Origin of the sequence: Ferroplasma sp. (assembly GCF_031200575.1) — an archaeon.
In the GTDB taxonomy this organism is placed as follows: domain Archaea; phylum Thermoplasmatota; class Thermoplasmata; order Thermoplasmatales; family Thermoplasmataceae; genus Ferroplasma.
This window is the reverse complement of the sequence record NZ_CP133597.1, coordinates 1,769,257-1,791,563: the sequence shown is the minus strand read 5'-3', so window position 1 is coordinate 1,791,563 and position 22,307 is coordinate 1,769,257. Positions and strand designations below refer to the sequence as shown.

The following is a 22,307-nucleotide window of genomic DNA, read 5'->3' as shown; positions in this document are numbered from 1 at the left end:
TTAAATAATTCATGGACGGGACTGCCATATGGAATTAGCCTTTCTAAATTTTATTCAATCTGATAGGCTTTCCATCAGGGAGGTGAATCTTTCAGGCAATCTCTTTAAAGCGTATTTTAAGACATCGACGGCGCTCAGTGAACCATCTGTTTCAAACTTGAAAATAAAGTTATTTTCATCCTCTTCAACCACCACACCATCACGCTCCATTAGCTGTGATAGATAACTGCATGGTATATCATCGGTAAATACTATAGTGTTTTCATTTTCGCTGACTATTGATTTGGGGCATGTCTGTTTATAGAACTCCCAGTTGTCCATTACCTCCTTATTTACATGGAAATTACGGTGATACTTATATGAAACACCTGAAGTAGCCTGCCATTTTGCATGCTCTGAACCCCTTCCGAGTATAGCTTCACAGGTTACCAGTACCGCCTGGCTCTTTTTGAGTTCTATTATGGGGATAAGCGGATCTGTCGGTTTGAGGTCAGGGTTATTCACGGGCATTATATCAGATGAATATACAGTGCCTGGCCCAAGTTTATTTATTGAATATGTAACGGTGCATAAATCACAGCCCTTTCCGCCACATGTGCACTGGTCCCTGAAATTCATTGAAATATCTGTTTTAAGCGGTATAAGCCCAAGTCTGGAAGCCAGAACCTCATCAAAGAGTGGAAGTGAGGAGTCGTATACATTTCCATCCGCATCCCGGATTTCTCCATGATGGAAAATAACGTTCTCTATTGCCAGCTTCGGAATATCGTTTATAAGTGTACGTCTAATTGAATTGGCTATGCCAGGTGTAATCCCGTCTATGGAAAATCTTATAAAATTATCCTTCAGTTCAATAATCTTAAGCATGATTAAACTCTCCTTCCCCTCTTGCCGCCTTTCTTCTTTGTGCCATCATGAGGTGTGGGTGTTACCTCCTCAATTCTGAGGATTTTGAATCCTGCCCTTGACAGTGTCCTTATTGCAGATTGTGCTCCTGGACCCGGTATTCTTGATCTGCTGCCTCCTGGGGCTCTCACCCTTATTATGAGGTCGGTTATCTCCTTTTCCCTGAGCTTCTCTGTTATTATATCTGATGCCTTCATGGCTGCGTAGGGACTGGATTCTTCCCTATCATTTTTTACAACCATACCTCCTGTTGATTTTGCAATTGTTTCAGAACCTGTCTGGTCTGTGATAAGTATTATTGTATTGTTCTGCGATGCATAGATATGTGCTATTCCTACCTTATTCATTGTGATTCACCCTTGTCCTTCTGATCCTCTTCAGCAGCCTCATTTTCCTTCATCCCTGCCAGAACAAGCCTGATTGGATGTTTATCATCTGAAAATGGAGATTTTTCATTATATGTTATGGTATCCTCCACCCCTTTCTCTACAGCGAGGCTAGGGATTGTTACCACATGGTCCCCAACCTTTATGTGGCCATGGGTAATGAGCTGGCGTGCCTGCTTCATGGTTGTTGCCATGTTGAGCTGGTATACAAGTGTTTGGAGTCTTCTATCAAGTATATTTTCCAGTGTAAGTGCAAGTATATCATCCAGGGTTGCACCCTCGCTCAGAAGGCTTAACCTGTCCAGCTTTTTCAATAATAGCTGGAACTGTTTTTCAGCAACAGGGTCGTTATACCTGACCTTTGCCTGGAGGTTTCTTGCCTGGGCCCTGTAGGAAGATAAAACAGCCTGTGCCTTCCAAAGCTCCCTTTTATTTTTCAAACCATACTTTATTACAATCTGCCTTTCATAATCTATTCTCTCCTTCTCCCATGGGTGTCTTGGAGTTGAATATCTTTTTCTCTGAAATTTTTGGTCTCCCATCACATCACCTTATTTTTTCTGTTCCTGTTTCTTTCTTATGACTCCCATAGAAAGTCCGTGCCTTCCGTTGGAACGTGTTTTCTGTCCCCTTACCTTATGGCCCTGTTCATGTCTTAATCCACGATAGGATCTCATTTTCTTCATAAGGTTTATATCATCATTAATCTGTAAATTCAAATCATTTGAGAGTAAATTCAAGTCCTTTCCTGTTGCAATATCCTTGCGGTGGTTTAAAAGCCAAACAGGCATGCCATCATATTCTTTGTTTTCTACATACTTTCTTATTTCCAGAATCTCATCTTCGCTGAGTTCTCCTATCTGCCTGTTTTTGTCGAGGTTGAACTTTTTAATAAGTATCGTTGCCAGCCTGTCACCTATCCCGTTAACATCTGCCAGTGCCAGATTTAGCTTCCTCTCTCCCTTAATATCTTTATTCGCTATTCGAACGATATACTGAAAATTTTCATCATTTTTCTTGTTATCAGCCATATTACCATCCTGTTAATTGTAAGTTATTCCCTATTATTTAACTATATATATCCTTTACCATTGGATTGTGAACTCTCTCAAGTCCCGTCCAGAACTGGATTAGACTATTTTTGCCAGCTGTGCATGGGGTATCCCTTCTATTCTTATTACGTTTTCCCGATCTATATAATTAGCCTCAATTGCAGCATTTACCACACGTTCACCCACAAGGTTTGCTATGGTGCATATCCTCAGAGACGATATAAGAGTTTCCTCAGAAACTTTCATTTCCCCATAAAAATCCTGCTTTACCTCCAGATGCAATTTTCCCTCCCTGAGGTTTCTGTTGATAAGCTCACTGTCCGCTGCAGCCAGCAGCACCTCTCCGTTGATATTAAGTATTTTCATATTAATAGTGTTCAAATTAGATCTACCCTTTTATTCTGTGGTTCATAGATAAAACCATCGCTTTTCAGCCTAGCAAGGTCAGTTTCTGCCCGTTCCCTGCTTATTCCCTTCTGTTTCAGCATTTCCAGTACAGTTTCTATTTCCGGGGCTTTTTTCTGCTCGCCCATGCTTTCCTTTGCCTCCTTGATCACAGAAAGGACAACCTCAAGCTCTGTTCTCTGCTTTGTGCTGATCCCGGTACTTAGTATGTCAATGTCCACCTGTCCGTTCATGGCCGAAACCTCTTTTAGGTAATAATCAACAACCCCCTTTGCAAGAAGGGCATCCTCTACGGTTATTATAGGTGAAAGGCGTGCCCTTGCGGCTGCCTCTGCAAGCCTAATTGTTGATTCCAGCTGCCTGGCGGTAATCGGAACCGAGTCTATTCCACTGGACCTGGTTTTTACATACTCCTCCTTCAATATGCTTATAGCGTCATCACTCAACCTAGGGAAAACACGATTTTTGGCATATGATACATATTTTCTTATCAGGTCCTTATCCAGCTCTGCTATGAAATTCTCTTCATCAGGGACGGTAATGTCTATATTGCTGTTTTCCATGCTTCTGTAAATTTCACCAAGGCGGTTGGTTTTGAGAACGTGTTCAGCCAGCTTGTCATCTATCTCACGATTTGGCGTGTCTATGAGCTTAAATATAATATCAAATCTTGAGAGAAGTGGGGGCGGGAATTCAGTCTGCTCAGCAATGGTCTTCATTGGGTCATACCTACCGAATCTTGGGTTTGCCGCCGCCAGTATGGAGCATCTGGACTTCAGCGTTGCCATGATTCCTGCCTTTGATATTGTTACAGATTGCTGTTCCATGGCTTCATGCATTGATGCTGTATCATTTTTATCCATTTTATCCAGCTCGTCTATGGCTGCAAAGCCGTTATCAGCAAGTACTAATGCCCCAGCCTCAAGTGTCCACCTGCCCTCCCCGAAATCATCCCTGACAGCTGCTGCAGTAAGCCCGGCCGCACTGGATCCCTTTCCAAATGCAAAGACACTCCTGGGTGATATATACGTCATATATCTTAAAAGCTGTGATTTAGCTGTTCCCGGATCGCCTATCATTAGTATATGTATATCACCTCTGATATGTGTACCATCCTTCATGACTTTCCTGACCCCACCGAAGAGCTGGAGCACAAGGGATTTTTTGATTACATCAAGTCCATATATTGATGGGGCTATGGATTTGGCGAGCCGGTCGATTATATTTGGCTCCTTTGCAAGCTCCCTGATCTTTTTCTCATCCTCATCATTGATCTTTATCTCCTCGAAATCCCTTGTTTCCTTTCTGAAATTGTTCACATTCAGGTAAATGTTGTATTCCGTCAGCATAGTATTGCCTATGTGTTTTTCATCGGCCTTCAGTATGCCGTAAACTGTTACCCTGTCCCCGGGATATATCTTTCCAGTTATATCATCCTCAATTATCAGTGTAAGCCTCTGCGGCTGTGAAGTCCCGTCTATGCTGTCAGGATTTTCCTGTATTTCCAGTTTCTGGGTATCAACAAATTCTGATTCCTCAGGTATGAGCTTGAGTTTTCCCTTATTCCAGCCGCAGGCCTGGCATGCTGTGGGTTCAAATAGTTTCTGTATGTCCTCCGGAACTATGGTCAGTTCGCCACATGCCGGGCATTTGAATGCCGCATTCTGAAGCCTGGGTAAAACTTCAGTATTTTTCCTTATTATTCCATTTATGGATATGTACGAATTTACATTTGTGCTCCTGACATTCCTTATTTCATATTTTATTCCGCTAATATCCGGTACATTTACCAGGCGGATGTTAAGCCTGCGAACCTTATTATTCGTTATTCCCAGAGTTTCTTTTATATAAAATTCCCCAATTGTGATATAATAGTAAGGATCTTTCATCAGGGCCTCAGCAAACTCAGAACTGTAACCTGTAAGGTCGCTGTATGAAATATAAAGAGATTTTACATCGGGATAGTCACTTCTCAATTTATTTATCTGGTCATTGTAATCATACTGGTCGAAAAATCCTATCCACTGACGCTTAATGTCGTCCGCTTCTATGTCCTGGTTAATCATGAGTATTAATTATCAGTTAAGGGTATTTAACTCTTTATTCTTGTGAAAATTCAAAAATAATTTATATTCACTTATGATTAACCCATAATGCCGTCGTAGCTCAGCCTGGTAGAGCGCGTGCTTGGTAAGCACGAGGTCGCGGGACCGAATCCCGTCGGCGGCTCTTTTGAAGATATCCTAATATCCCTTTCTTGATGCGTTGAACTTTATATAATCTATTGTTGCGTCAATGATTCTGCTTTTAACCATTGCAGGCTTTGTCCATTTGAAAAGTGAGGGCTCCAGATAACAGGAAAGTGCGCATTTATTGCATGACCTGTAGGGTTCCCAGTCAAAGCTGTTCCACATCTTTTTAATATCCATATTCCAGACATAATCTGCTCCAGAATACTCGTTTATTATATAGCACGGTGTTACCACCCTACCCTCTGGATCTATGTTGATTGTTAACCAGGGCCTGCATTCCCATTTCATTCCATAAAACCATGAATTTTTTATGGATTCAAAATACTGCACAGTATTCATAATAGGGCCGTCATTTTTTTTACTTTCAATAAGCATGTTAAGGACCGAAAGAAGTTTATCCTTCTCTGGCGAGATCTTCTCTGCGGTAGAATAGTCATATTCGATCTGGAAATTTATGGGAACATCAAGATCATCCCCAATATCAAGTATATCCTGTACTGTGTCAATATTCTCCCTGGTTATGGTAGAGCTCATGGCCACCGGAACTGCACGCTTTGATGCGTTGATCCCTCTTATTGCATGCTCGAAGGATCCACTCATGCCCCTCATTGTATCATGAACCTCCTTATTCCCATCAATTGAAACAAAGAGAAAATCCAATGAATTTGAAATTTCCTTTATTTTTTTCTCAAGCCTCCACCCGTTTGTTACCATAGATGTGTGAAATCTTTTATGGCTTTCCCTGAGTATATCAGGTGTATCATTTCTTAACAGGGGCTCACCGCCTTCAAATCCTAAGTATGATACTCCTGCCTCCTTTAATTTTTCCATCATTGCAATTTCCTGATCCATGGATAATAATTTGCTGTCCGGCCTCCTCCAGAACGGACACATTTTGCACCTTAAATTACATTCATATAGCAGTTTATGACCGGCTATAGTGGGTAATTTTTTATTTTTTACCCTTGATATATTCCTCTTTATTGACCTCAAAACCACAGCATTATAAACAGACACCACAACACCCTATAAATACTAGCCAATGATATTATTTAATATTTTGTATTTCATGAGTTATTTTGATATATAATTAAAAATATTAACAGAAATATTGAAATGGTGTGGATAATTCCCACAGATGGCAGAAGATATATCATGCAAGAATAATGGAACCATGCCAGTAGTAGACCAGTCAAAATGCGAGGCGAAGGGGCAGTGTGTTGCTGTGTGTCCTGAAAATGTGTTTGAATTGAGGCCACGAACATCTGAAGAAATAAACGGATTGACCTTTATGGGAAAATTTAAGGCAAGGATCCATAATAACATAGTAGGATCACCATTACACATAGATCTGTGCAAATCAGCGGGGATTGCGTGGTTTCATGCCCCGAAAAGGCAATTAGGTTGATTAAAAAATAAATTAGCCAGAAAACATGGAATACCATGCCCTAGTTTAGGGGGAATTAGTTAACTCTTAAGTGGGAATCCCGGATCTTTAGAGATAGAATGATGTCACATTTCCTCATACTGTGTTATGGCAATGCATCCAAGGTCCGCACCGTTATCCAGAGCCTTTATTATCTTTACTGGCCGTTTCATGGATTTCATTTCCTCCTTTACTGCAAGCCTTAAGGGCTTGAATAAATTATCCCCCTCCCTTGATATGCCACCGCCTATTATAATCGCATCCGGGTCCAGTGCATTAATTATATTCACAAGCCCTACAGCAAGATAATATATGGTTTCCTCAACTATGAGCTGTGCGAACATATCTCCTGATTCCTTGGCAGCGAATATCTCCTTGGCATCTATGTCGCCCGGATTCATGTCAGAAAATATGGTGGAATTTTTTATGGCGCTGATGTTCTCCACAACCCTCCTCGTTATTCCCCTGCCACTGGCAAGGGCCTCAAGGCATCCGCGCCTGCCACAGCCACATAGCGGTCCATTGGGAAGGATAACCATATGCCCGAATTCTCCAGCCATACCATGTGACCCCTTATAAAGCCTGTTGTTTATAAAAATACCGCCGCCGATACCGGTACTCAGAGTCATGTATACAAAATTTGAATAGTTTTTACCTGATCCATAAAGTTTTTCAGCAATTGTGGATGCTATTGCATCATTCTGGAGATAAACCGGAACCTTGAAATGATTCTTCAGTTCCTCAGTGATGTTATAATTTTTTAATCCAATTATATTAGGGGATGATATTATTACGCCCTTTTCGGAATCCACAGGCCCTGCAAATATTATACCAATTTTTGAAATTTTATCGATGTTTTTCTTCTCTATCAGATCCTCGCCCATGGAAATCAACTGTTCTGTTATTCCTGTTTTGCCATACTCTCTGGCTGTTCTCCGTACAATTTTTCCTATGATCTCCCCACTTTCATTTCCAATGACAGTTGAAATTTTGGTACCACCCACATCATATCCAAGTATGTACATTATGTCTGTATTTACAGAAAAGATATAAAGATAGTCCAGAATCAAATCTTTTTTACTATCAGGGTAAGTCCCCTGCGTTCAATTATTATCACCCTATCATTTCTGTTGACAGGGACGCCGATGTTGAGTGCCCTCCACTGGACACCCTCTATTGCAACAAAGCCCCTGCCATTTGTTCCCATGGCTGTCTTAACCTCTGCGCTGTGGCCTATAAGTGACTCGATTCCGGTATAGTGTTCCCTTATCTGCGATTTCAATATCCTGCTTATATAAACTACCATTAGCATTCCCAGCAGGATGATAGCAATTGATGTCAGGTAGAATCCCTCACCATATGGATCCGGAGAGTATCCGGGGCTGTTTGTTCCATAGGAAGACCCAAGAAAATAAACGCCTGCAATACCTGAAATCAATCCAAGCAATAGGGCCACGCCGTGATTTGTTTCAAATTCTATGAATATAAGTATCCCGGCCAGAAGGAGCAGAAGGAGCCCTATGACTGATGCGTCTATGAGGGCTGCACCTATAATTCCAAGGACTATCAATGCAACCCCCAGCACAGAAAGCACAATTGTTCCATGGTAAAGGTCAAAAAATACTGCTATTATGCCAGTAAGTATCAGAAGCCCTGCAGTAAATGGGCTTCCAAGGAACCCAATAAAGTTTTCATATAAATTCTCCTCACTGTAGTGTATGCCGTATGAGCTAAGATTCATTTCTGCAATAAACCCCCCCAGGCTCGGGGACCTCCCGTTTGCCACATTATCAGAAATTGCAACAGAGGAATCATATACAGTATCGCCTGTAACCATTTCCATGGCATAGGTACCGTTTCTACCATGTGATGAAGCTAATGCTGACATTATATTACCCATATTCAGGGCATCAGCATTTTCTTCCTCCTGTGATCCCGCTATGATGTAGGGTTTAGCCCTGCCGATTGATGAACCTGGGGCCATATAAATTCCATCTGCATCCATGGCCACATATGAACCTGCATTTACAGCTGATGCTCCTGGTCCAATGTAGGCATAAACCTTTATCCCGGAATTTTCAGTGGAATTTATGCATTTATCCATATCCAGTGCACTCTTTAACATGCCAGATCCTGCATTTATGTTGATTATAACTGCCCTAACAGAGGAACTGCTTACACCATGCAGATCTGATTTAATCATGCTATACGTTCCCGGATCTATAGACCCTGTTAAATTTATGACCAGAACCTCCCTGCTGGATGCTTCATCATGGATAGCAGATGATCCATGCTGCAACAGCGGTGCAGCAACCACTATAAGTATTACCCCGATTAACAATAGCAAAAGAAAAGCCCTGGATTTTTCCATCAATCATAAAACCTAAATGAATAGTTATAGTTTGCTAAAAAAAACTTAAAGAATTTAATAATAGATAAATATACCATAAGAATGAGAACTTATATTGCCGATACAGAAACACTGGATGATGGGAAGGAGATTACGCTGCAGGGCTGGATTCAGGAACTCAGGAAGATAAAAAACCTGATGTTCATTATTGTCCGTGACAGTACAGGCCAGATTCAGGTGACCGTGAAAAAGGGCAGCATTACGAATTATGATGAGCTCTATGAGATAACAAGGGAGTCTGTTATTTCAGTCCATGGCATACTGAATAAAAAAAGCGTGAGCAGGTCAGGAACTGAAGTTCTGGCTACAGGTGTCGAAATACTTTCCATTGCAGACACGCCCCTTCCACTGGGGGTTATTGATAGGGTGTCAGCAGATTTCGATACCAGGCTGAACAACCGTTTTCTGGATTTAAGGAAACCGGAGCATCTTGTTATATTTAAGTTTGAAAGTCAGCTCCTATTCGGCATAAGGGAGTATATGAACAGGGAAAATTTTATAGAGGTGCATACTCCGAAAATAGTTGGGGCAGCCACTGAGGGAGGTGCAGATCTATTCCGCGTAGAATATTTCGAAAAACAGGCATATCTAAACCAGTCGCCGCAGCTCTACAAGGAAATACTCATAGGATCAGGATTTGACAAGGTGTTTGAGGTTGGCCCTGCATTCAGGGCAGAAAAGGAAAATACAGTAAGGCACCTCAACGAATTTACCTCTATAGATATGGAAGCGGCGTTTATCGATGATAGAAAGGCAATGGAATATCTCGAGAGAGCAATATCCTATGCGGTCAACAGAACCATTGATGTCATGGGCGCCGAACTGGAAAGATCAGGATACCATGTTGACAGGCTTGATCCGCCATTCCCAAGGATAACATACGAAGAGGCACTGGGATACCTAAATAACCACGGCCTGAAACTATCCTTCGGTGATGATTTCTCACCTGAGGCAAACAAAATACTGGCACAGAAATTCAACGGCTTTTATTTTATTACCGGATGGCCCTCAGCCATGAGGCCATTTTATACGCACCCGGATACAAATCCTGAGATAACAAAATCATTTGACCTGCAGCTGAACGATATAGAGGTAACTTCCGGTGCACAGAGAGTACATAATTACAGAATGCTGGAAGAAAATTTTATGAAAAAAGGGCTCAATAAAAACGACTTTGAATTTTACGAAAAGGCATTTAAATATGGAATGCCACCACATGCCGGATGGGGGCTTGGCCTTGAACGGCTTGTGATGAACCTCCTCGGTTTAAATAATGTCAGAGAATCGACATTATTTCCTAGAGACAGGACCAGACTTTCTCCCTGAATTATTTTTATCTTCTCTCCATATATCTTTTTCTAATTCTTCATAGCTGGCTTCTTCATCTAATTCGTCCTTTCCTTTCTTTCTGTATAGCGACATTAGAAAGACCAGATTATACATTATAAAAACTGTATATAAAGTTTTTGAATCAGTATTTCGGCAATTTCATCAATAACCTTTATGCTGGTAAATAATATATGGAAATTTTCTATAAATAATTGAAATTCATGCATATCCTTCCTTTCGGGCATATCATTAACCTTTGAATCCGTAAAATTACTGCCATTTCTATAAAAACGTAAAACTTACTTTCAGCATAAAACACTCATTAAAAATAAAAATAAACAATTAATAATTCAGGAAGAAGGTAAAATAATCAATAGAGATCCTTTATTTCTGGAGGGCACCTCTCTGTCTGTTAAGTATAACTATAGTAGGAGTTATCCTGTATTTTGATTTTGATATTCTTTCTATTGATATTATTGCTGATTTTTTCTCTGTGTTTGCAAAGAATTTGTTGATTTCTCTTGACAGGCTCCTGTTGATGATTAACTCGACATATATAGGGTTGCCAAGGCTGTAATATGTTGCTATTACTGACCCCTCCGTTACGTTCTCTATGTCCGACCTCTCTATTTCGAAATCATATTTTTCTCCAACTTCTATTTTCAAGTCTCTTACCTTATATGATATAAAAAAGAGAACTATATAACCTTTTCTAATGCCTTTTCATGTCAAATTAAATATATATTTAATATGAAAAAATTATTTATTTCAAAAATTATAATAAAAATGGATAAATACGAAATTAATACAGAAAATAAATATTTCAAGCCAGAACTTTTATGAATAATATAATTATTTAAATTTTAATATTTTTATTAACAGAAGCGGTATGCATGTTAATCTTTATCAAGATATATGAAATAATTACCAACATCATACGGTTTAAGATCTATTACTTCTCTCACCCTGAAATCCTTTATCTGCCTTACTGCAGAATTGATAATGCTCTTATCTGATCTGTTGGATGATATTGCCCTTGCCTTAATAATTAACATAGCTTTTTTTGCAGATGAAAATATTTTTGCATTTTCATTGAAAATCTGTACCTGGTTCCTCTGTGCAATATCCTGATATATAATATCTGGATTTCCCACAAAAAATTGATATTTCTCCGGCATATTGGCATCCTCCAGTATGGGAAAGATATTATTTCTCCTCCTCGCCAGATCGTATAGCTTTATAAATGAATCATATGAGAATTCTACTGCAAATACACTGCCCCTGTATGAAATATCTGCAACATGGCTTACTGTTGTTCCAGTGGATGCTCCAAGATAGAGTATCGATGAATCCTGTTCAACAGGCATGCTAGAAAATCCCTTTAGTATGGCAGCCGCGAGCTTGCTCCTTCTTGGGTTCCATTCTCTGAAGTATACATTTCCAGATCTCTTGATTCTCTCCCCGTATACCGATTGGTTATAAGCAGTTGCAGTATAAATTCTACTTTTATCAATTAAAATCCTGCTGTTCTGTATTTTCAGGGGATGATCATGCTTCTTCATAATTCTCTATAGCCAATAAAAATATATAACTTCCCAAAAATGATATATGGCAATTCCAAATATTTTTAATACTATAATTTGTATCCAACTACCATGAAGAAACGAGAAAGGAAGTTAGTAGCGGTTTTAGTTATAATTGTAATAGCATTGCTTGCATATGGAATAGTACCGGTTGCCATAGCGGCAAGTCCCGGTTCAATGCATAGCGGTAACACATATTATGTGTACGGTACAGTTGATCACAGATTTGAATATGATAACACCAGTGTTGTACAGATCAATGATTCTGGCCATTACTTCTATGTATATTTCAATGGGTCAGCCCCGGCAGTTGGAAGCCATATACTGGCACATGGAAAATACAATAATGGGTTTCTTGGGAGGACTATAAGCGCAACCAGCGTTTATCCCTGGTATTACTCACTATAATGTGGTGATTAATAACATTATAGGATATTTTCGATTATTTCTGTATAATTTTTACATAATTTTTAACCATGGAGAGACCCGGGTTCCTGCATAATCTATGGGCGGATAACTCCACCACTTCAAATATTGCTAATTTGATAAAATCTATATTTCAGATAGGCATATATTATTATGAACTGTGAAATGTGCGGAGAACCAAGCGATAAATTAATCAAGGTACGTATTTCTGGTGCCATACTTAATGTATGCCCGAAATGCGCAAAATTTGGAGATCCAGTTGAGGAAAAGAAACTCAACAAAATAAGTGAAAGCATAACAATAAAATTTCCCGAGAAGAAAATAAATGTGGTAACATACAAGAAACCATTCAAAAAACAGGCACCTTTGAAGAAACCTGTACATAAAGAAAATGTTGAGGACTTTGATGTTGTTGAGGATTACGCAGAGTTAATAAAAAATAAGAGGGAATCAATGAATATGACACAGGATGACCTGGCTAAGAAAATATTTGAGCGTAAAAACGTCCTTTCCAACATAGAACGGGGTGAACTGCTCCCGGATATAAGCACTGCAAGAAAATTGGAGAAGGTGCTCAATATAAAATTACTTGAAAAAAATTAAGCATAAGAGCAGGAAACCCATCTATAGCATGGTAAAGAAGTTAGATTTAATATATATGTAAATAATTAACTTCGATGTATTACGGCTTAATTATATCCCCGGCATTACATAAGGCTCTATTTTTTGTTCTGCTTTCTGTGCATGTGCTTTCTGCAATTACCTTTGTTGGCGGGTCAATATTTATATGGCTTATCCTATGGCCGGAATCATATAAAATGAATGATGATAAACTCCGTACCCGGCTTCTGGGTTTTGTTGGACACCGTTTTGCATTCTGGACAAATTTAACACTTGGGTTGCTTATCCTTACAGGGCTTCTGATGACCTATAAATATATCTTAAACCCGTCACTGTACATAGCCAGTACAGGCGGTAAAATTTTGCTTGCTGCTGAAATAATCATAGTTGTTATGATAATAATTATGTACGGAAACAACATATATCACGGAAAACTTATAGTAAGGCTTAATGAGGAGGGCAAATTTGATGAGATTAAAAAGATCAGGAAAGTTACGCATGTATACTCAATGATTACAATGGCGCTTCTAATTATTATAGTCATTATGATGGTGGCTCTTAGCATTTATTCCTAAAGAGTTACACTTAATTTTTAACAGGTACATGGAATAATACAACAATAAAAATAACATTAGCAGGTATTATAAATAAAATAGTGAATCTGAACCCGATGGGATACTATAAATTTATCTTGCCGAGGCAGCTACTCTTTCAATTTCTTCTTTCTTGCTTATTGCAAATGAATTTGCATCGTTTCTTGCTGCAAGCATAATTTCGCTTGCCAGGCATTCTTCTATGTGTGTTTTATGTTTGAAAGATGCTTTCGTTGCCCCACGGGCTATATTCCTGAGGGCCTCGTCAAGCCTTCTGGAAGGTGAAACATCAACGGACTTTGGTACTGCAATACCGCCGTACTTCAATCTAGTAACCTCCTCTCTGGGTGCCGAATTCTCTATAGCTGATACTAGTATCTGGACAGGATTCTGTTTTGTTTTTGTTGCTATTATGTCAAAAGCTTCACTGAGAACCCTGTATGCAGAATACTTCTTTCCTGTCCACTTCTCTGTTCTCATAAGATTGTTAAGCAATCTTTCAATGGTATTAATATTCCTTTTTCCAGAAAGGTAGTTTGAAAACCTGCCACCTGTATCAAGATTAAGGTAAGATGTGAGATTTATGTATGTTGCAAGCCCCTGATCCTTTATTTGTATTCCTGAAATGTCATATTTATTCATTATTAACTGATCCATATTATCACCTTACTGTTTTCTCCTTTCTTCCACGTACCAGCTCATTCAGGGAAATGCCATTTACCTTAATTACCTTGTATCTGACTCCAGGGATATCTCCCTTACTTCTTCCCATCCTTCCACCTATGCCTTCAACCATTACCTCGTCATGTTCATCTATATAGTTTATGGCACCATCACCTGGTGCAAAGGCGGATAACTGCCTGCCATTCTTTATCAACTGTATCTTGACGCATTTTCTGATTCCGGAGTTAGGCTGTTTAGCCTCTATACCGACCTTTTCTATAACTATGCCCTTAGCCTGTGGTGACCCCTCAAGAGGATCGCTCTTCCTCCTCAAATCTAGCATTCTCCTCTTGTAATCTCTATCCGACCACGCATAATGTTTTCTTGCTTTCATTAATTTTTTTCCTGCATTCATACCATTGGGCACTATATCACCTTGAATTTGAAATTATTTTGATAACGTCATTATTTAATAATTTATAATCTTTTCCTATTACTCTCTGCGTGCGTCCATTCACCGCACGGATAAAGTTTTTTCCGATGTCTGTGTGTATTCTGTATGCCAGGTCCAGTGCTGTATCGCCCTCCTTCATTAGATACGCATCAGGCAAAACATTTCCGTTCTTATCTGTCCACCTGCTTTCATCAAGAACCGGGTATACCACGATATAACCAAGTGATTTTATAATTTCAGTCAGGACATCGTAAAAACGTTTTACGACATTCCCATTTACCCTTTCCATGATGGCATTGATCACCGTTTTCTGTGACCCTCCGGATTTATCTGTAAATAAAAATCCATTACCGTCTGGTATAATGTATCCATTTTTTAATGCTTTTTCCAGAACAAGCTCATACTGTGCAGAAATAAAATATACTTTGCCCCTTCCCGCTTCCATAGATTCAAGTTCTTCATCGGTTACCATATCAGCCTTATTGCCTATATTAAAAACTGGCTTGGCGTATTTCAGTATGGCCTCAGATAACCTCTGTATATCTTCATCTGTCCAGTGAATAAGCTTTTCAGGGAATTTTTCTCTGGTCATTATTAGTATCATTTCCTTTTCATTTATCCCAAAGGTCGCAGCCTTCTGGAGTATTTTGACTTCCAGGCGATCCGGGCTGTTGTCCTCCTTCCTTGCAAATTTTTGCCAGTCCTTTGATATTTTCCCATTCATCCATTTAACTATTTCACTATGTACAAAATCAATGTCCTGCACAGGGTCATGCCGCTTTTCTGCAGGATTGCCCTCAACATCTGTCATGCCAGATGCATCAAAAAGATTGAGAATTATATCCGCATCCCTGATATTGTCGAGGAACTCATTTCCCATGCCCTTTCCCTCGCTTGCGCCTTCAATTAACCCCGGAACGTCAATTATTTCTACAGGAATATACCTAATGCCATCTATACATTTTCCCTCTCTGGGATTGCATCTTGAATGTATTTCATCCTCCGGGCATTTATCCTTTATAAAGGAGATTCCAATATTTGGCTTTATTGTGGTAAATGGATAATTTGCTATATCAACATCAATCGATGTAATTGCAGAAAATAATGTTGACTTTCCAGCATTTGGCTTTCCGATTAAACCTATCTTCAGCATTAGGATTCAACTTCCCGCATATCATATCCCTTTGGGCAGGTTAATTTACCCCTTATCCTTTTTACAACAATTTTTTTGTTTCCCTTTATGTTCAGGAGGTTGCATTTTTCAATGTTGGGGCATGTAAGGTAATCACACTTCATGCTCCGCAACTCTACGGATGAACCCTCCATAAGCCTTTTGCCGTTCTGTATATTGTAAGTATCAGGCACCTCCTCAACATCAATTGTGGATACCTTGTTTTTATTATATACAAAACATGGATTGACCTGCTCTTTTACGTTTATTATGCGGTATGATTTCCCTGGCTCAAGGTTAAAGCAGACATTTTTTATCCTGCACTCATCGCATTTCCCGGATAATGGTCCTCTGAATGTAAACACCAAATCTTTTTTGGCTAAATCAACGCCTATTAAACTTATTTTATTCAATTTGATCACGTTCCTTAAAATTAAATGGTTTATTAAAGTTATCATTTAACATGGATATAATACCATCTGAAATATATCCACTACAAATCATTATGTCAAATTTTTGTGTCCACAGTTCTTCAGGTTATGCTTTAAGCCTATATCACTCCTGTTGTTTTCAAGGCATTCCTTGCAACGCCCTCACTTAGATCTGTTTCCCCCAGTATTGTGTACCGCTGGGGGCGAAGTCTGTGAGCTATGGAAAGCGCCTTTATGGCAGTATCGTTTGATATGCCATAGTCAGCTGCCCTGGTTGAAACGCCTATCTTTTTATATGTTTCGTAAAGCATCTTCCAGTCTCCACCATGGAGGTACATTGACGCAAGGGACCCCATGGCCACCTGCTCACCATGCATTGCAGTTCCACTTCCAAGAATCTCCAGTGCATGGGCGAACAGATGCTCACTGCCACTTGCTGGCCTTGATGAGCCGGCTATTGCCATGGCTGTTCCCGAGGCCAGTATTTGTTTTGTTATCAGCCATATACTTGATTCCAGACCAGGCTGTATTATATTTGCGTTTTCTATCAGGTCCCTGGATGAATACTCAGATATCACAGCCGCAGTGGTGCTAAAAGATTCACCCTTGATTCTGTTTGCCATCTTCCAGTCCATTACAGCTGTTAGGTTGGCAATAACATCAGAGGCACCGGATGCAGCAAATCTGTAAGGTGCCCGTACCATAATTTTGGTATCTGCCACTATGGAAGAAGGCATGGCTGCCTCAATTGATAAGAATGATTTTCCATCATATATAGATGCTCTTGGTGATGCAATGCCGTCATGGCTGGGGGCAGTGGGCACACTGATAAATGGGACATCAAGATCATATGCGAGTTTTTTCCCCATATCTATTTTAGAACCTCCTCCTACCCCAATTACAAGGCCTACCCTGATACCTATAATTTCCTCTCTTGCCTTTTTTATGGCATCCATGGTTGCATTTCCTGTCATCAGAAGGTGGTATTCAAGCCCCTGCATTTTATCTATAACAGCCTCGCCGGCTATTTTATAAGTTTTCTCCCCGGATACTATTAGAACAGTTCCAGATTTTAAATTTTTTTCCACCACATGACGTACATTCTGTATTGCATCATGGCCAATGTAAACATCATTGGGAAAATGCATGGCCCTGATTTTATTGAATTCCATTGCATTATGATATTCATTTAGGATATAAATTTACGTATTGAAAAATGGATGTATGCCATCTGGATTCATTTATGATCCATGGTTCAGTAACAGGAAATGTTTATATATGTCAGACAATTAATATTAGTATGGACAGGTATAGTATATTTTTCCTTTCTGGAACGGCGATTGTTGTTATTACATACCTGTTTATTTTTGTGCTTCCTGGAAACCGGCTTTCTCAGGATTTTCAGTCAGATTATTACTCAGGCGCAATACCCAGAATATTCCCTGTATTTCTAATATTCGGTGACGTGTTCGTTGTGACTGGCCTTCTATTCCCGGACAGGAGCATGAGAAGAAACAGGATTATGCTTTTAGGGTCATCTGCCATCTTTATTATTGCAGGTTCTGCTATGGCACTGCTATTAAAAGTTTCGCCAGTAAATACATCACAGTACAATGGGATCAGATCTGGCTACCTCATAGTAGAGGGACTCTCAATTTTATTTTTCACAATGGTAATTTCATACTATAAAACAGCCGACACCAAAAATACTGATATTGATGCTTACGGAACCCATGACAGATAAAACAATAAAAATAAGAGGGGATAACATATATACAAAAATGGATACAGAAAGAGAACTGCGGTCATTCGAAAGGTTTATGATCACAGAAAGAAAAAGTTTTTACACAATAAAAGAGTATAAGTTTCTTATTTCTGGATTTCTTTCATACTGTAATAAGGATATATCATCCATCAATTTTGAGGATATAGAAAATTACAAGAACTTTATTGTAACAGAAAAAAAATACTCAAAGGCATCACAGTACCTTGCCATGAAGGCATTGAAACTTTACTATAAGTTCAAAAATACTGAGGTCCCTCCGAACCTTGTTCCACCAAGAAGATCACAGAAAATGCCAGTTTATCTGAATCAGAAAGATGCGGGCATACTTCTTAATGGGTCCAGTTCTATAAGAGACAGGGCCATTATATCTGTATTTCTATATACCGGCATTCGGGTCAGCGAACTTGTTAATCTCGAAATCGGCGATGCTGATTTCGAGGAAAATATTATATATGTACACGCTGGGAAGGGAGACAAAGATAGAATTGTGGTTATGCCCGATATCTGCAAGGAACAAATAAAAGATTATATAAAAGAACGGATAAAAATAAGGTCAAACAACAACTACCTGTTCCTATCAAACAAGAAAACTAAATTCAATACCAGCACCATTGAGAGGATGGTTAAGCGTGTTGCAGAAAAGTCCGGTATAACGAAAAAGGTCACCCCTCATGTGCTCAGGCATACATTTGCAACCTCCATATTGAGGAATGGCGGGGACATAAGATTTATACAGCAGATTCTCGGGCATTCCAGCCTGGCCACAACACAGATTTACACCCATATTGACGACAGCACCCTTAAGGAAATGTATTCCCAGCATATGCCGAAGTATTAATTTTCCCTCTTTATTAAATATTCCAGAAGAAAATCAAGCATATCGATAATATCCTCGTTGCCGGAGATCTTTTTCAGTGAGGCACGTGCTTTGCTATTATATTCATCAATTTTCTTTTTTGTGTAATCCAGCGAACCGGATTCTATTACAACTCTACGGAGCTTCTGGAAATCCGAATCACTAATATTCCCGTTGTTAAGGCACTTATCAATAAATTTTCTGGTTTCACTGCCAGAGCTTTCATATGCCCTGATCATCAAGAGTGTTTTTTTGCCCTCGTTAACATCACTTTTTATGGATTTGCCTGTTTTTTCCTCTTCACCGAATAGCCCAAGGAGATCATCATAAAGTTGAAACGCTATTCCTGCATATTTCCCGAAATCCCGTATTTCATTTAGATACTGTTTGTTTCCAGAAAGAAGCGCACCCATAAGTATGGGGCCCTGTATGGTATACCTTGCAGTTTTGAGAAAATGGAGCTTTAAAAGCCTATCCTCACTGTATACATCCTCCAGGGCTGAATATATATCGAGAATCTGGCCCTTACCTGTATCCTCTATAATTTTTGAAAATTCAAAATCTGCATCAAGCAGGTTATTTACAGGAAAACCCGATCTGAGAAGGGCCTCATGTGAAAACGTATCGATTAAATCTCCGGCGCTAATTGCTATATTTTCCGCTATTCTTTCTATACCATCACGATTCAATGAACTCTCAACAGATCTGTGAAAACTTGGCTTTCCACGGCGCATATCACTCTGATCCATTATATCATCATGGATTAAAAGAAAGGATTGGGCCATCTCTATAGAAATTGATGCATTTATTATCCTCTCATCTATTTCAGAAAAGAGCCCATAACCCATTATCAGGAGTATGGGCCTTACGCGCTTGCCCCCATTCATTGTAAACTCCCTTAATTTTATTATTATATCCTTAATTATTTCATTATCGCATTCATCCAGTTTGAATTTGAAGTAATCCTCGAGCTTTTGATTAATTCTTTCTCTGAGGCTATCCATTTGCTTTTTATAATTGTCTATATTTATCAATTTAGACAGTAATTGGTTGAATTATTATTAACTTTTTTCATGTTTATTCCCACTTAATGTTAATATATTCCTTTTATATACGATATAATATGGCGGGAAATTATGTATATAAAAAGGATGATGAAGCAGACGATTATAACGAGAGGGGAATATCATATTTCAATGTAACCCAGTACGCAGATGCTGTCAAGGAATTTACAAAGGCAATTAATTTAATAAAGACAGACCCGGATTATTATATCAACAGGGCACTGGCATATTATTCCATGAGAATGTACAATGACGCTATTAAGGACTGCAAGAAGGCTATAGAGCTAAGCAGCGATCGTGGAGATTACCACAACACACTTGGGTCAATATACGACGACATGAATAAGCTGGAAGATGCAATGCATGAGTTTGATGCTGCAATAAAAATAGAGGATGATGTGCCGGATTATTATTACAATAGGGGAAATGTTTACTGGAAAATGGGAGAGCATGATCTTGCACTGGAGGATTATAATAAGGCCGTTTACCTGAATTCCTCAGACCCGGTATTTCTTTATAAAAGGTCGCAGATATTTACTCAGCTGAAAAGATATGAGGATGCACTTGGCGACATCGAGGATTGCCTGAAACTGGCCAGAAACCCTCAGTATTACATAGACCAGGCACACATATATCTTTTAATGGGCAGAAGGGATAAGGCACTTGAAGTGGTAACCGGTGCCCTGAAATCCACACCAGAGGACATCTCATTGAAATCACTTAAGGCAGAAATTGAGAACCAAAAATAATTTTTTAATATGAAAAACTAGATAATACTTTAATAGCCTTATTTCATATTATGCTATGAAGGTTATAGAGTTTTCAAAACCTGGAATAGAGAATATTCATGTGGCTGACAGAAATCTTGAGGGCAATGGCATAAAAATTAAGGTTGTCAAGGCAGGGCTCAACCCACTTGATTACAATCTCATTGATGGAAAGGTTGTATATAATGTAAATCCCATGCCCCATATACCTGGTTCAGAAGTTATGGGTATTGCCATGGAAGATGGAAAGTACGTGAAGAAGGGCGATAGGGTAATCGTATATAACAGAATTTTTGATGGCAGCTGCGATATGTGTTATTCCGGCAATGAACATCTTTGCTATAATGGCGGGATATGGGGCGTGATTTCTAACGGTGGTTATTCAGAATTTATCAGGATCGGAGAACAGAACCTGTTCAGGGTCCCTGACAGCATGGATGACAATACTGCGGTAAGTGTGGGCATAGGTGCACTAACATCCTACAGGGCATTGAAACTTGCAAACCCACTTGTTAATGAAAAAATACTTGTATATGGTGCAGGCAATACAGGAATATTCACGGTCCAGATAGCAAGGTATATGGGTCTCCATGTTTATGTATACTCCAGAAACAAGGGGCTTGAATCTTCAGGTATAACTGTATTCAATTCAATTCCAGAGGATTTCCGTGCAGATATAATAATAAATCCCCTAGGAGGGAAACTTTTCAGTGATTCCATGAACCACCTGAAGAGAAAGGGCAGGATAGTTACATACGGGGTTCTCACAGGAAAAATTGCGGATACGGACATAGCTAGTATATACACAAACGAATTGAAAATTATAGGCTCCACAGGTGGCACCAGGAAAGATTTATCAGAACTGCTATCACTTATGGAAGCCAGGCATTTTGATCTTCCTGTCTATAAGGAATATAGCCTATGGGATATAAAGGAAGCACTCCATGCATTCAGGGATAGAATCAATGGCAGAATAGTCCTTAACCTATAAGGACTTCAATTTTTTTATACTATCCTCAATATTATTATGGAAAATATATGAGGCTGATACCAGTATTTCAGCACCGGCTTCCCGGGCCAGTTTTCCAGTTTCCGCGTTTATACCTCCATCTATCTCTATTTTTGCACTGTAATTGTTTTCATCTATAAACTTTCTTAACTCTCTCACCTTATCAAGAGACTTTTCAATAAATTTTTGACCTGAAAACCCCGGATACACAGACATAATAAGAACAATTTCAGATGTTGGAACAAATTTATAAATTTTTTTTATGTCGGTATCAGGGTTAATTACTATACCATGGCGTATATTTTCATCTTCAAGTTTCTTCAGGAAATTGCCTACTTCAATTGGGGTTTCATAATGAATTAGAAGGACATCACATCCTGCATCAATGAAGGATTTATAATACCTGTCTGGCCTTTCAATCATTAGATGGCAGTCAAGGCGCAGATTAGTTGCCCTTCTCACAGCTGAAACCACATCAGGGCCAATTGTAATGTTATTAACAAAATGTCCGTCCATAACATCCAGGTGAAATGACCCGGCCCCTGCCCTCTGGCATTCTTTTACCTGATTTCCCAGTTCCAGCAGATTGCTTGAAATTATCGAAGGGGATATTTCCGTACTTTTCATGTTATCTAATAATGAACCTGGATTTATTTTTTTTTATAAATTTTTTTAACAGGTGTGGCATTCTCCCATCTCTAAATATCTGGGCTTCCC

General features: G+C 39.2%; 28 protein-coding genes and 1 tRNA gene. 10 read left to right on the top strand and 19 right to left on the bottom strand.

Annotated elements, in window-relative coordinates:
- Positions 1–54: 54 nt before the first annotated feature.
- From RE471_RS09480 to RE471_RS09455, 6 genes are all read right to left on the bottom strand, one after another.
- Positions 55–867, bottom strand: coding sequence for a DNA-directed RNA polymerase subunit D (locus RE471_RS09480; RefSeq protein ID WP_309214628.1), 813 nt, complete (start codon positions 865–867; stop codon positions 55–57).
- Positions 868–869: 2 nt separating this feature from the next.
- Complete coding sequence (locus RE471_RS09475; protein WP_309214627.1) at positions 870–1,253, bottom strand: 30S ribosomal protein S11; 384 nt, start codon at positions 1,251–1,253, stop codon at positions 870–872.
- Positions 1,250–1,834: a 30S ribosomal protein S4 gene (locus RE471_RS09470; RefSeq protein ID WP_309214626.1), complete on the bottom strand. Its 585-nt coding sequence runs from the start codon at positions 1,832–1,834 to the stop codon at positions 1,250–1,252. Before RE471_RS09470 ends, RE471_RS09475 begins: the two co-directional genes overlap by 4 nt.
- 9 nt (positions 1,835–1,843) lie before the next feature.
- Positions 1,844–2,323 (bottom strand): 30S ribosomal protein S13, encoded by a 480-nt coding sequence (locus tag RE471_RS09465; protein ID WP_309214625.1) that lies wholly within the window; start codon positions 2,321–2,323, stop codon positions 1,844–1,846.
- Between the two features lie 99 nt (positions 2,324–2,422).
- Complete coding sequence (locus RE471_RS09460; protein ID WP_309214624.1) at positions 2,423–2,710, bottom strand: DUF424 family protein; 288 nt, start codon at positions 2,708–2,710, stop codon at positions 2,423–2,425.
- 11 nt (positions 2,711–2,721) lie between these two features.
- Positions 2,722–4,815, bottom strand: coding sequence for a minichromosome maintenance protein MCM (locus RE471_RS09455; RefSeq protein WP_309214623.1), 2,094 nt, complete (start codon positions 4,813–4,815; stop codon positions 2,722–2,724).
- An 89-nt stretch (positions 4,816–4,904) separates the two neighbouring features.
- Between RE471_RS09455 and RE471_RS09450 the strand changes: the two genes are divergently transcribed.
- Positions 4,905–4,978: transfer RNA gene (locus RE471_RS09450), tRNA-Thr, on the top strand.
- Positions 4,979–4,992: 14 nt separating this feature from the next.
- Here the strand turns inward: RE471_RS09450 and RE471_RS09445 are convergent.
- Entirely contained in the window at positions 4,993–6,018 is a 1,026-nt protein-coding gene (locus tag RE471_RS09445) for a PTO1314 family radical SAM protein (RefSeq protein ID WP_309214622.1), read from the bottom strand.
- A 121-nt stretch (positions 6,019–6,139) separates the two neighbouring features.
- On the opposite strand from RE471_RS09445, the gene RE471_RS09440 reads away from it, so the two are divergent.
- Positions 6,140–6,409 carry a 4Fe-4S ferredoxin gene (locus tag RE471_RS09440; RefSeq protein WP_309214621.1) on the top strand — a complete coding sequence of 90 codons (270 nt, stop codon included), beginning with the start codon at positions 6,140–6,142 and terminating at the stop codon, positions 6,407–6,409.
- A gap of 104 nt (positions 6,410–6,513) precedes the next feature.
- Here the strand turns inward: RE471_RS09440 and RE471_RS09435 are convergent, their stop codons facing one another.
- Together RE471_RS09435 and RE471_RS09430 are read right to left on the bottom strand one after the other, a co-directional pair.
- Positions 6,514–7,452 (bottom strand): ROK family protein, encoded by a 939-nt coding sequence (locus RE471_RS09435; RefSeq protein ID WP_309214620.1) that lies wholly within the window; start codon positions 7,450–7,452, stop codon positions 6,514–6,516.
- A gap of 41 nt (positions 7,453–7,493) precedes the next feature.
- Positions 7,494–8,798, bottom strand: coding sequence for an NfeD family protein (locus tag RE471_RS09430; protein WP_309214618.1), 1,305 nt, complete (start codon positions 8,796–8,798; stop codon positions 7,494–7,496).
- 81 nt (positions 8,799–8,879) lie between these two features.
- On the opposite strand from RE471_RS09430, the gene aspS reads away from it, so the two are divergent.
- The gene (gene aspS / locus RE471_RS09425; RefSeq protein ID WP_309214617.1) at positions 8,880–10,163 is read left to right on the top strand and encodes an aspartate--tRNA(Asn) ligase; all 1,284 of its coding nucleotides are present in this window, start codon (positions 8,880–8,882) and stop codon (positions 10,161–10,163) included.
- Here aspS and RE471_RS09420 read toward each other — a convergent pair.
- The 3 genes from RE471_RS09420 to RE471_RS09410 form a co-directional block, all read right to left on the bottom strand.
- Positions 10,128–10,259, bottom strand: coding sequence for a hypothetical protein (locus RE471_RS09420; RefSeq protein WP_298278792.1), 132 nt, complete (start codon positions 10,257–10,259; stop codon positions 10,128–10,130). The two genes, aspS and RE471_RS09420, sit on opposite strands and share 36 nt — an antisense overlap.
- A 291-nt stretch (positions 10,260–10,550) precedes the next feature.
- Positions 10,551–10,832: a hypothetical protein gene (locus tag RE471_RS09415; protein WP_309214616.1), complete on the bottom strand. Its 282-nt coding sequence runs from the start codon at positions 10,830–10,832 to the stop codon at positions 10,551–10,553.
- Between the two features lie 230 nt (positions 10,833–11,062).
- The gene (locus RE471_RS09410; protein WP_309214615.1) at positions 11,063–11,728 is read right to left on the bottom strand and encodes a fibrillarin-like rRNA/tRNA 2'-O-methyltransferase; all 666 of its coding nucleotides are present in this window, start codon (positions 11,726–11,728) and stop codon (positions 11,063–11,065) included.
- A 93-nt stretch (positions 11,729–11,821) separates the two neighbouring features.
- On the opposite strand from RE471_RS09410, the gene RE471_RS09405 reads away from it, so the two are divergent.
- From RE471_RS09405 to RE471_RS09395, 3 genes are all read left to right on the top strand, one after another.
- The gene (locus RE471_RS09405) at positions 11,822–12,157 is read left to right on the top strand and encodes a hypothetical protein (protein ID WP_309214614.1); all 336 of its coding nucleotides are present in this window, start codon (positions 11,822–11,824) and stop codon (positions 12,155–12,157) included.
- Between the two features lie 171 nt (positions 12,158–12,328).
- Positions 12,329–12,778, top strand: coding sequence for a multiprotein bridging factor aMBF1 (locus RE471_RS09400; protein ID WP_309214613.1), 450 nt, complete (start codon positions 12,329–12,331; stop codon positions 12,776–12,778).
- A 74-nt stretch (positions 12,779–12,852) separates the two neighbouring features.
- Complete coding sequence (locus RE471_RS09395; RefSeq protein WP_309214612.1) at positions 12,853–13,371, top strand: DUF2269 domain-containing protein; 519 nt, start codon at positions 12,853–12,855, stop codon at positions 13,369–13,371.
- Positions 13,372–13,482: 111 nt separating this feature from the next.
- Here the strand turns inward: RE471_RS09395 and RE471_RS09390 are convergent, their stop codons facing one another.
- The 5 genes from RE471_RS09390 to RE471_RS09370 all read right to left on the bottom strand — a co-directional run bounded on the left by RE471_RS09390 (position 13,483) and on the right by RE471_RS09370 (position 17,280).
- Positions 13,483–14,046 carry a 30S ribosomal protein S7 gene (locus RE471_RS09390; RefSeq protein ID WP_309214611.1) on the bottom strand — a complete coding sequence of 188 codons (564 nt, stop codon included), beginning with the start codon at positions 14,044–14,046 and terminating at the stop codon, positions 13,483–13,485.
- A gap of 4 nt (positions 14,047–14,050) precedes the next feature.
- Positions 14,051–14,479, bottom strand: a complete 429-nt coding sequence (locus RE471_RS09385; RefSeq protein WP_298278805.1) for a 30S ribosomal protein S12 — start codon at positions 14,477–14,479, stop codon at positions 14,051–14,053.
- 4 nt (positions 14,480–14,483) lie between these two features.
- A complete protein-coding gene (gene ychF / locus RE471_RS09380) occupies positions 14,484–15,659 on the bottom strand; it encodes a YchF-related putative GTPase (RefSeq protein ID WP_309214608.1) in 1,176 nt (391 codons plus the stop codon).
- Positions 15,659–16,099, bottom strand: coding sequence for a UPF0179 family protein (locus RE471_RS09375; protein ID WP_309214607.1), 441 nt, complete (start codon positions 16,097–16,099; stop codon positions 15,659–15,661). Before RE471_RS09375 ends, ychF begins: the two co-directional genes overlap by 1 nt.
- Before the next feature lie 128 nt (positions 16,100–16,227).
- Complete coding sequence (locus RE471_RS09370) at positions 16,228–17,280, bottom strand: NAD(P)-dependent glycerol-1-phosphate dehydrogenase (RefSeq protein WP_309214606.1); 1,053 nt, start codon at positions 17,278–17,280, stop codon at positions 16,228–16,230.
- Positions 17,281–17,408: 128 nt separating this feature from the next.
- Here RE471_RS09370 and RE471_RS09365 point away from each other — a divergent pair, with 128 nt between their 5' ends.
- Positions 17,409–17,852 carry a hypothetical protein gene (locus tag RE471_RS09365; protein WP_309214605.1) on the top strand — a complete coding sequence of 148 codons (444 nt, stop codon included), beginning with the start codon at positions 17,409–17,411 and terminating at the stop codon, positions 17,850–17,852.
- Complete coding sequence (xerA, locus tag RE471_RS09360; RefSeq protein WP_309214604.1) at positions 17,842–18,732, top strand: site-specific tyrosine recombinase/integron integrase; 891 nt, start codon at positions 17,842–17,844, stop codon at positions 18,730–18,732. Before RE471_RS09365 ends, xerA begins: the two co-directional genes overlap by 11 nt.
- On the opposite strand, the gene RE471_RS09355 is transcribed toward xerA, so the two are convergent.
- Positions 18,729–19,754, bottom strand: coding sequence for a polyprenyl synthetase family protein (locus RE471_RS09355; protein WP_309214602.1), 1,026 nt, complete (start codon positions 19,752–19,754; stop codon positions 18,729–18,731). The genes xerA and RE471_RS09355 overlap by 4 nt on opposite strands.
- A gap of 119 nt (positions 19,755–19,873) precedes the next feature.
- Here RE471_RS09355 and RE471_RS09350 point away from each other — a divergent pair, with 119 nt between their 5' ends.
- Positions 19,874–20,563 (top strand): tetratricopeptide repeat protein, encoded by a 690-nt coding sequence (locus tag RE471_RS09350; RefSeq protein ID WP_309214601.1) that lies wholly within the window; start codon positions 19,874–19,876, stop codon positions 20,561–20,563.
- Positions 20,564–20,618: 55 nt separating this feature from the next.
- A complete protein-coding gene (locus RE471_RS09345; RefSeq protein ID WP_309214600.1) occupies positions 20,619–21,572 on the top strand; it encodes an alcohol dehydrogenase catalytic domain-containing protein in 954 nt (317 codons plus the stop codon).
- Here RE471_RS09345 and rpe read toward each other — a convergent pair.
- A complete protein-coding gene (gene rpe, locus RE471_RS09340) occupies positions 21,567–22,217 on the bottom strand; it encodes a ribulose-phosphate 3-epimerase (RefSeq protein ID WP_309214599.1) in 651 nt (216 codons plus the stop codon). The two genes, RE471_RS09345 and rpe, sit on opposite strands and share 6 nt — an antisense overlap.
- Positions 22,218–22,307 lie beyond the last annotated feature (90 nt).